Below are 9,409 nucleotides of genomic sequence, written 5' to 3' on the forward strand. Positions count from 1 at the left end.
CAGGATAGTCCCCGGTCCGTCTGCCCAAAGGACATTGATCCGAGCATCCATAAAGTCAGGCGCTACACCGAAGGGAAAAGAGGTCGGCTTGCCGGCCAGCTCGAAATCGGCAATCTTAGCCGCATAATCCTCAAAAGAAGCCAGGCTGCGAATTTCATCAATATAAGCCCGCGCCGGCTCAATCCCTGCTGCCGTCCGCCGGTCATGGTCTGCTGCCAAGCGGTGGAATTTGACAAAATTCTGCAAAACAGCACCCTCAGGCACTTCTTGACCGGCCAGCCACTGGTCTGTCTTTGCCAGCATCAGGTCTTCAATCTCATCATGCAAATCCATAAAACCGCCGGTTACCGGCTTATCATCCGGAATGACCGCAGTCTTGGCCCATTCTCCGTTCACGGCATCATAAAAATCATCTTGTAAACGTGTCATCTTGCTCTCGCTTTCTTTTTTCTCTTATCCTAGCAAAAATGAGCTGTTTTTTCAAATCTTTCTATATTATTTAATGGAATTTTTAAAATTAACTTGACTTAATTTTTATTTTAAGGTATATTAAAAATAGAGAGGTACAAGCAATGATTACCATAAAAAATTTAAGTGTCAGCTACCAGCAGCAGCTGGCTCTGGAGCCCCTGTCTTTAGACATCCCAGGCCCCAGCATCACCGGAATCATCGGACCGAACGGTGCCGGCAAATCAACCCTGCTGAAAGGCATGCTGGACATCATCGGCCACCAAGGCCAAACCCTGCTGGATGGGCAGCCGCTTGAGCGCTCCCTTAATCGTGTGGCCTATGTGGAGCAAAAGATCAATATCGACTATCATTTCCCCATCAAGGTCAAGGAATGCGTATCACTGGGACTTTATCCGAACATCAGATTCTTCCGCCGCTTCAGGCAGGCTGACTGGGACAAAGTCATGGAAGCATTACGCATCGTCGGATTGGCTGATTATGCTGAACGTCAAATCAGTCAGCTATCCGGCGGTCAATTTCAACGGATTCTGATTGCCCGCTGTCTGGTACAGGAGGCCGATTGTATCTTTTTAGATGAGCCTTTTGTCGGCATTGACTCCGTCAGCGAAGACATCATCATGGACACCCTGCGCAGCCTTAAAGAAGCCGGCAAGACCATTCTGATTGTCCACCATGATTTAAGCAAAGTGACGGCTTATTTTGATCACGTTCTGCTCCTCAATAAAAAATTGATTGCTTTCGGACCAACCGAAAACACCTTCACCAGAGAGAATCTGCAGGAAACGTATGGTTCTCAGCTCTTTATGAACGGGGGTGCCTAAGATGATTCAAGAATTTATTCAGGGCTTACAGGATTTTCACTTCCTGCAAAACGCCCTGATTACAGCCATTGTCATCGGGATTGTGGCGGGCGCTGTCGGCTGCTTTATTATCCTGCGGGGCATGTCGCTCATGGGAGATGCCATTTCTCATGCGGTCCTGCCGGGAGTCGCTCTGTCCTATATTTTAGGCATCCATTTCTTTGTGGGCGCTATTGCTTTTGGCCTTTTGGCTTCGGTCATCATCACCTATATCAAGGGCAATTCCATCATCAAAAGCGATACAGCCATTGGGATTACCTTTTCATCTTTCTTAGCCCTGGGAGTCATTCTCATCGGGGTGGCCAACAGTTCGACCGACCTTTTCCATATTCTTTTCGGGAATATTCTGGCTGTGCAGGATACGGATATGTGGATAAGCATTGGGGTCGGAATCGCTGTACTGCTGGTCATTGCCCTCTTTTTCAAGCAGCTGCTGATCACTTCTTTTGACCCGCTGCTGGCTCAGGCTATGGGGATGAAGGTGAATTTCTACCACTATCTGCTCATGATTCTCCTGACCCTTGTCTCCGTGACCGCCATGCAGAGTGTGGGAACGATTTTGATTGTTGCCCTGCTGATTACGCCGGCAGCCACGGCTTATCTCTATGCCAACAGCCTTAAAACCATGATTTTCCTTTCTTCCAGTCTCGGGGCTCTGGCTTCGGCCTTGGGCCTCTTTATCGGCTATAGCTTTAATATCGCCGCAGGCTCCAGTATTGTCCTGACTTCTGCTCTTATCTTTCTCATTTCATTCTTTATTGCACCTAAGCAACGGTATTTAAAACTAAAAAACCGGCCTAAACTAAAATAAATCGGAGGATTCTCATGAAAAAATTAAGTGTATTTGCCTTATTTATGCTGGCCTTTATCGGCTTGGCCGCCTGCTCCAGCCAGAAAAGCTCTTCTACCGCTTCTTCTAAACTGAATGTCGTAACGACCAATTCCATTATTGCTGACATCACCAAAAACATTGCCGGCGATCAGATCAACCTGCACAGCATTGTGCCAGTCGGCAAGGACCCCCACGAATACGAGCCCCTGCCAGAGGATGTCAAAAAGACCTCGCAGGCCGACTTGATTTTCTATAACGGCATCAACCTGGAAACCGGCGGCAATGCTTGGTTTACTAAGCTGGTTGACAATGCTCAGAAGAAAGAAAACAAGGATTATTATGCAGTCAGCGACGGCATTGATGTCATCTACCTCGAAGGACAAAATGAAAAAGGCAAGGAAGATCCCCATGCCTGGCTCAATCTGGAAAATGGCATCATTTATGCGCAAAATATCGCTAAACGGCTGATAGAAAAGGACCCGAAAAACAAGGCCACCTACGAGAAAAATCTCAAGACTTATGTAGAAAAGCTCAGCGCCTTGGACAGGGAAGCCAAAGAGAAGTTCAGCAACATTCCTGAGGATAAGAAGATGATTGTCACCAGCGAGGGCTGCTTCAAATACTTCTCCAAGGCCTACGGGGTCCCATCCGCCTATATCTGGGAAATCAATACCGAAGAGGAGGGTACCCCAGACCAGATCAAGTCTCTGGTGGAAAAACTGCGCCAGACCAAAGTGCCCTCCCTCTTTGTCGAATCCAGTGTGGACGAGCGTCCTATGAAAACCGTGTCAAAAGACACCAACATCCCCATCTACGCCAAGATCTTCACCGACTCTATCGCTGAAGAAGGGCAGGAGGGAGACAGCTACTACAGCATGATGAAGTACAATCTGGACAAGATTGCTGAAGGGCTGGCTCAGTAATCCAAAGCGGCTGCGGCCGCCTCTGCCTGCCTGACAGAATAGCCAAGCGCTCCTTTCCGCTGCTGCTCTTTGAAGAAAAACGCCGCAAACTTTTCAGTCAAATCATTCGTAATGCAGAGCCATTTGCAGTACAATGAGGGTATCAAAACGATTGGAGACATCTTATGACAACATTTCTCGGAAATCCTGTAACCTTTACCGGCAAGCAGCTCCAGGTCGGCGACCAGGCCCGCGATTTCAGCCTGACAGCAACTGACCTGAGCAAGAAAACCCTGGCTGACTTTGCCGGCAAAAAGAAGGTGCTGAGCATCATTCCTTCCATTGACACCGGTGTTTGCTCCACCCAGACCCGCCGCTTCAATCAGGATCTGGCTGAGCTTGACAATACCGTAGTCATCACTGTGTCAGTGGATCTGCCCTTTGCTCAAAGCAAGTGGTGCGCTGCAGAAGGCATTGAAAACGCCGTCATGCTGTCGGACTACTTTGACCACTCCTTCGGCCGCGACTACGCTGTCCTCATCAATGAATGGCACCTGCTGGCCCGGGCTGTTCTGGTCCTGGACCAAAACAACACCGTGACCTATGCCGAATATGTAGACAATATCAACACCGAACCTGACTTTGAGGCAGCCATCGCGGCGGTCAAGAGTTTATAATCACCAAAAAAAATGCAGATTTCCGTCTGCATTTTTTATTTGAAAACATGGGCTAATTTCTGACCAAGCCGTCTGACCCTGCCCCAGATCCGCAAGAGGACCAGAGGCCGGCCCAGAAGGCGCTTGAAGCGGCGGATTTCCTGATCCACGGTTTGCTTGGCACTGCGGCCGTCTTGAGCATGAGCACTCTTTGCCGAGCGGTAGCCCAGCGGGCCGCGGTTATTCTGAGGCGACTTGAATGGGCGGCCGCCGTTCCGGATGGCCTCTCTGCGGAAGGCCGGGTCCCAGACAGCAGGCGGCTTGACATCGCAGCGGCTGTGGGAGGCCCGATTGCCCGGCCGATTGCGATTGCCATAGTTAAAGCTGGCGCCATTGACCAGGCCGTTTTGACTGGTCCTTTCAGGATCTAGAATATTGAGAAAAGCTCCCTCTCTGTCCAAGATAAATTCTGTGTGGAAATTAATCAGAATCTTAAAATTGGCTTGACGGCTCTGTCCATCAGGATAGACCACCTGGGGCTGGAGGCCGCTCTGATCAATATAAGCTTTATTGTGCAGCCGTGAAGATTCTCGAAAACTGTAAATCCGCTTGGGAAGCGCCTGCAGATAAGCTGCCAAGGCTTCTGCATCCGTCATGCCCGGCTGGCGGAAATGCTGCCGGACCCATTGGGCCTGCTGGCAGGAAATGACATAGCGAAACTGATGCAGCTGCCGCTTGAGCCGCTGATTGCCATCCTGCTGTCTAAAATCGTCATAGGGGAAGGCTTGCTGAAGGGTGCGGGCAAAGAGCCGCCAGAAAGGGTCGTGCGGGGCCAAATCTGAATCTATCCTAGACAGCAAGTTCTGCGCTTCGGACTTGGTCCCCGTCAGTTCCTTGGGCATATTCACACAGGCCATGGCCAGCTCCAGCAGCTGCTGGGCCCGCTGAGGGGAGATTCTTTTGGAGTCAAGCTGCCACATGCTTTTAAAAAGCGGACTGCCAAAGAGCTGGGCAGCCTCAAAAGCGGCCGGCCTTTCCTGATGGCTGCTTTCTTTAGCTGCTGCCTCGAAAACCGCCCTTACAGCCTGTCCAGACCAGCCCGCCTCCCGCAGTTGGCGGCTTCGTTCTGCCAAAGAGACCGCTGATTCGCTCATGGCAAGCTCTCCTTTCTTTTTCAATCATCGTTTCAATAGCAATACTATCGCAAGCCGGCGCAGACAGCTTCAACAATCTGGGAAACTGCTGAAGGCGGGGTTTGAAACACCCAAAAGGAAGTGTCCCCCTTGATTCGCAGCCTATTATCGTCATTTAGTTTATCTTTTATTACGTCGTTAACTCGCCTTGCCGTACTCCAGTACAGCCTGCGACTCGTTGCCTAGTACTAAAAGCAAACTAAAAGACTGTAGCAAGAAAACCACCTGCCCGCTCTAGCTCCATCTCATGAAAGGCAGTCTAAGGGACAAGTGGTTTTCAGCGCTCAGTCTGTTATTCTTTAACAGCGATAAAAGGCGAGCCCTCGGTATTATCGGTCGGATCCAGACTTTTGACCATAAAGAGATAGTCTACTGCATACCAGCCGTTATTGGCGGCATTATAAGGGTCTCTGACATAGGTCTTGCCGTTATCATAGCCTTTGAGAACCAATTCATGAGTTACTGGATAATTGGCAAAGACACTGGTCCCGACAGCTCCTAATACATGGTGGCCCTGAGCCAGGACATCCTTAACGGCAGCTGCCGTCAGCAGGGTTTCTGTCTTCAGCCCCCAATGTTGAGCCGCCCGCACAATCCCCCGGCTGCTGGTGCCGTAACCGCCTTTGTTAAATTCATTGGTATGGTTGTACAAATAATCCGCTACAGCAGTCGGCAGAACTTCCTGACCGCTGATGCCAGAGATGACCATGGCCAAGGTCGTCGGAACGCAGCCGGTCGCATCTAAGTTGTAACCGCCGTACATCCGGCCGCCCCAACGGCCGTCTCGCTGAGAGTAATAGGGTGTATTGTAGCCTGCCTTAGCAACCTGTGTGCTGGTCCCAGCCACGACAACCATCCGGCCGTCATCCTGCTGATAGTAGAGATGGATCAGGTACTCACCGGTCGACAGCTTGTGGTCGCTGGCTTTAACGGTAATCTTGTAGCTGCCATCCTTCTGTTTGCTGGCTTGATACCACCGGATATCATCCTGACCTTTATCGGCTGACCAAGTTGGCAGGTAAACCGCCTGAATGCCCTTGGGATTGGAGACATTTGTCACGACTACATCAAAGCTTCCTGTCCGGGCATTGTTATTCTGAATGGTGATTTTTCCAGTTGCCCGAACATTCTCTGCAGCAACGGTGACCACTGTCTTTCCTGAGCTAACCCCCTGCAGCTGGCCGTCAGCATTCAGATAATAAAGATGGATCTGATATTCACCGGTTGAAAACCGATGGTCGTAGGCGCTGACATGCTGGAAGTAGGTCCCGTCCGCCCGCTTTTCCGCTCTGTACCACTGGACATCGTCTTGGTCATCCTTGCTGGACCAGGTCGGCAGATAGACCGTTTGGAGTCCGTCCGGTGCCACAATCTCAGACACTACAATATCAAACTCACCCGTCTGCGGGTTATTGTTTTCAATGCTGATCTTGCCCTGCGGCTGGGCCTTGCTGACCTGAGTCTTGGCGGAGCTGATGCCCTGCAGCTGGCCCGTGTCATTGACATAGTAGAGATGCACCTGGTATTCGCCCAGTGAGTTCTTATGATTGCGGTGGCTGACATGCTGGAAATAGGTCCCGTCTGCCCGCTTCTCCGCTCTGTACCACTGGACATCGTCTTGGTCATCCTTGCTGGACCAGGTCGGCAGATAGACCGTCTGGAGTCCGTCCGGCGCCACAATCTCAGACACTACAATATCAAACTCACCTGTCTGCGGGTTATTGTTTTCAATGCTGATCTTGCCCTGCGGCTGGGCCTTGCTGACCTGAGTCTTGGCGGAGCTGATGCCCTGCAGCTGGCCGGCGTCATTGACATAGTAGAGATGCACCTGGTATTCGCCCAGTGAGTTCTTATGATTGCGGTGGCTGACATGCTGGAAGTAGGTCCCGTCCGCCCGCTTTTCCGCTCTGTACCACTGGACATCGTCTTGGTCGTCCTTGCTGGACCAGGTCGGCAGATAGACCGTTTGGAGTCCGTCCGGTGCCACAATCTCAGACACTACAATATCAAACTCACCCGTCTGCGGGTTGTTGTTTTCAATGCTGATCTTGCCCTGCGGCTGGGCCTTGCTGACCTGAGTCTTGGCGGAGCTGATGCCCTGCAGCTGGCCCGCGTCATTGACATAGTAGAGATGCACTTGGTATTCGCCCAGTGAGTTCTTATGATTGCGGTGGCTGACATGCTGGAAATAGGTCCCGTCTGCCCGCTTCTCCGCTCTGTACCACTGGACATCGTCTTGGTCATCCTTGCTGGACCAGGTCGGCAGATAGACCGTTTGGAGTCCGTCCGGTGCCACAATCTCAGACACTACAATATCAAACTCACCCGTCTGCGGGTTGTTATTTTCGATGCTAAGCTTGCCTTGCGGCTTCTTTGCTGCTTCAGCAGATGGCTGCTCAGTTTCTGGGGCCCGAGCGGGCTCAGGCTGTGAACCCGCCGCAGACTGTGCCTTTGGCACGGCCGGAGCCGCAGGCTGACTGACAGCGGGGCTCGCATCTGCACTGACAGGCTGGGCCGTCTCTGCCCTTTCCGCAGCAGATGGCTGTTCAGCTGGCTGATTTTCCAGCTCAGCCGGCCCCTTTTCCGCCAGTGCTGGCTGGCCTGCATCGGCAGCTGTGCTGGTTTCAGCAGCCTGATTGGAGGACGGCAGGGCGGCGGCCCCTGACTCAGGAACTTCTTGCTCCAAAACCAGCTGACTGGCCGGATTGGCGGCAGAGTCAGCGGCTGTCAGCTGATCTGCCTGAACCGCGCCGTTTCCAAGAAAGAGCAGACCCGCCGCAATAGCAACGGAGGCTGCGCCAAAACTGTATTTCCGAATCCCAAAACGAGTAACTTTCTCTGTCTGCGACTCTCTCATCTGTCTTTTTTTCACAATGAACTCCTTTTCTTCAAAAGCAAATCTGCCCTGTAAACACACTGCTGGTCTGACAGGCGCACTTTTGAACTCTTTATATTCTTTTTATTCAAATCCACACATCATTAGCTTGGACGGGCCCCAACAGATGGGGAAACTCCCCTAGGTTGTAGAGAAGGCGGTAGGACAGACTCCTGCTGACACTTCCGAGCGGCTCGCTGCCTCCTGTGCATTCTCATAGTGTGAGTATTAGATACTACGGTTTGATTATATACTATTCATAAACCGATTACAAGGGGACCGCTGGAAAAAATAAGCCAATTTCAGAAAGGAAAGTCCGCCTGCTGCCCTGCAGCTGCTTAAGCAAATCAGAGCAGCCTGTTCTGCTAGGTCTTCTATGGCAGAAGCACGCGCGCAATTCCCACCCTGTCATTGGCTTCATCTGCCGTCACTGTCCAGCCATCAGCGGCCGCATCAAGCATGGCTTATCAGTGCAAAGCCAGACGGAGTCATTTGTCAGCGCTTTTCTTTGCCTGAGCCCTTCAAAGTCAGGAGCCCCAGACCAAGGAAGGTCAGAACACCCCCTAAAAAGGCGAGGCGGCTGGCTTTCTCTCCTGTAGCCGGCAGATACGGAAATGCTGGAGCAGCCGGAGCGGCACTCAGGAAGGCCGGATCTGCGCTTTGACTGCCAGCCCGGGCAGCTGACGCCAGTGCTGGCTGGGGCGCTGCAGGCGCTTGGCCTGACAGTGCCTGAGCTGCCTTTTCAAGATCCGCTAAGGCTTCCGCATAGGCCCTGTAAGTCAGCGCCGGATCTGCCAGCACAGCTTCTGCAGCCAGAAGCGCGGCTTGAAAGGCATCTTGTCTGTCCTTGCTGTCGTACTGATAGACTGGCTGTAAGAGCAGCTGATAGCCAGAATGAACTGCTGCTTGCAGCTGGCTTTTATCCAGCTCACTGACCTGCCTGTCTGTCAGAACAATGATGCTGCCCAGCTTGTCCATTTCCAGAATCAAGCTACCGTCTTCTGTCTTGGCAGTGACTGCTTCCAAGCCAGTCCCTGTCTGCAGATAGACCTTTGCAAGATGCCCCTTGATGCCGGTCAGACGAATGGTCTTTTTCCCGGCGGTCTCGATATCCTGTCCCTTCTTTTGCAGACGGAGCTGATAGAAGGCCGGCAGCTGACTGTGCTCCTCTGCTTCTTTTTGGATTGTTTCAGGTACATCATCACTTACCGCTGCGACTGTAAACACAGCCTTATCGGAGATTTTACCGGTGCCAAAGTCAATCATCCCTTTCAGCACAGAATCCTCAGAAGTCGGCAGCTGACTGACATAGCTTGGAACGATGAGACTGACCAGACGGCGGTTAATCCTGTTTTCGACATTGTAAAGAAAATCATTCTCAGCCACTTCATAGTCCTCCGGCAGGCTGATATGGACTGTATAGCCGCCATTGTAAAGGACTCTCTCAAAGGCCATTCTGTCGTACTTGCTCTGGATCAGGTCAAATTCACGGCCTTTGCTGTTCCTTACTTTGACAGCCGTCCCCTTTGGCAATGGCCGGTCAAATACCAGACTAAAACGATTGGCATCCAGATAAGTAAAATGAAAGGTAACAGTTGGCCGCGGGTGCTCCTCATCAAC

At 51.7% G+C, this 9,409-nt stretch carries 6 protein-coding genes and 2 pseudogenes; 4 read left to right on the top strand and 4 right to left on the bottom strand.

Annotated features, from left to right (window positions below; all coding sequences use genetic code 11):
* Positions 1–429, bottom strand: a pseudogene (locus STRDD11_RS14340) (endopeptidase); the annotation flags it as partial.
* 143 nt (positions 430–572) lie between these two features.
* Here STRDD11_RS14340 and STRDD11_RS07090 point away from each other — a divergent pair.
* The 4 genes from STRDD11_RS07090 (at position 573) to tpx (ending at position 3,742) form a co-directional block, all read left to right on the top strand.
* Positions 573–1,292 (top strand): metal ABC transporter ATP-binding protein, encoded by a 720-nt coding sequence (locus tag STRDD11_RS07090; RefSeq protein WP_128836719.1) that lies wholly within the window; start codon positions 573–575, stop codon positions 1,290–1,292.
* A 1-nt stretch (position 1,293) separates the two neighbouring features.
* Positions 1,294–2,142 (top strand): metal ABC transporter permease, encoded by an 849-nt coding sequence (locus STRDD11_RS07095; protein ID WP_128836720.1) that lies wholly within the window; start codon positions 1,294–1,296, stop codon positions 2,140–2,142.
* 14 nt (positions 2,143–2,156) lie between these two features.
* Positions 2,157–3,086, top strand: coding sequence for a metal ABC transporter substrate-binding protein (locus STRDD11_RS07100; RefSeq protein ID WP_128836721.1), 930 nt, complete (start codon positions 2,157–2,159; stop codon positions 3,084–3,086).
* 164 nt (positions 3,087–3,250) lie between these two features.
* Entirely contained in the window at positions 3,251–3,742 is a 492-nt protein-coding gene (gene tpx, locus STRDD11_RS07105; RefSeq protein WP_128836722.1) for a thiol peroxidase, read from the top strand.
* A 35-nt stretch (positions 3,743–3,777) separates the two neighbouring features.
* On the opposite strand, the gene STRDD11_RS07110 is transcribed toward tpx, so the two are convergent.
* From STRDD11_RS07110 to STRDD11_RS14345, 3 genes and pseudogenes are all read right to left on the bottom strand, one after another.
* Entirely contained in the window at positions 3,778–4,875 is a 1,098-nt protein-coding gene (locus STRDD11_RS07110) for a DUF3114 domain-containing protein (protein WP_128836723.1), read from the bottom strand.
* Positions 4,876–5,206: 331 nt separating this feature from the next.
* Positions 5,207–7,786: a GBS Bsp-like repeat-containing protein gene (locus tag STRDD11_RS07115; RefSeq protein WP_128836724.1), complete on the bottom strand. Its 2,580-nt coding sequence runs from the start codon at positions 7,784–7,786 to the stop codon at positions 5,207–5,209.
* Positions 7,787–8,284: 498 nt separating this feature from the next.
* A pseudogene (locus tag STRDD11_RS14345) lies at positions 8,285–9,409 on the bottom strand (hypothetical protein); the annotation flags it as partial.

Origin of the sequence: Streptococcus sp. DD11, assembly GCF_001578865.1 — a bacterium.
Lineage (GTDB): Bacteria > Bacillota > Bacilli > Lactobacillales > Streptococcaceae > Streptococcus > Streptococcus panodentis.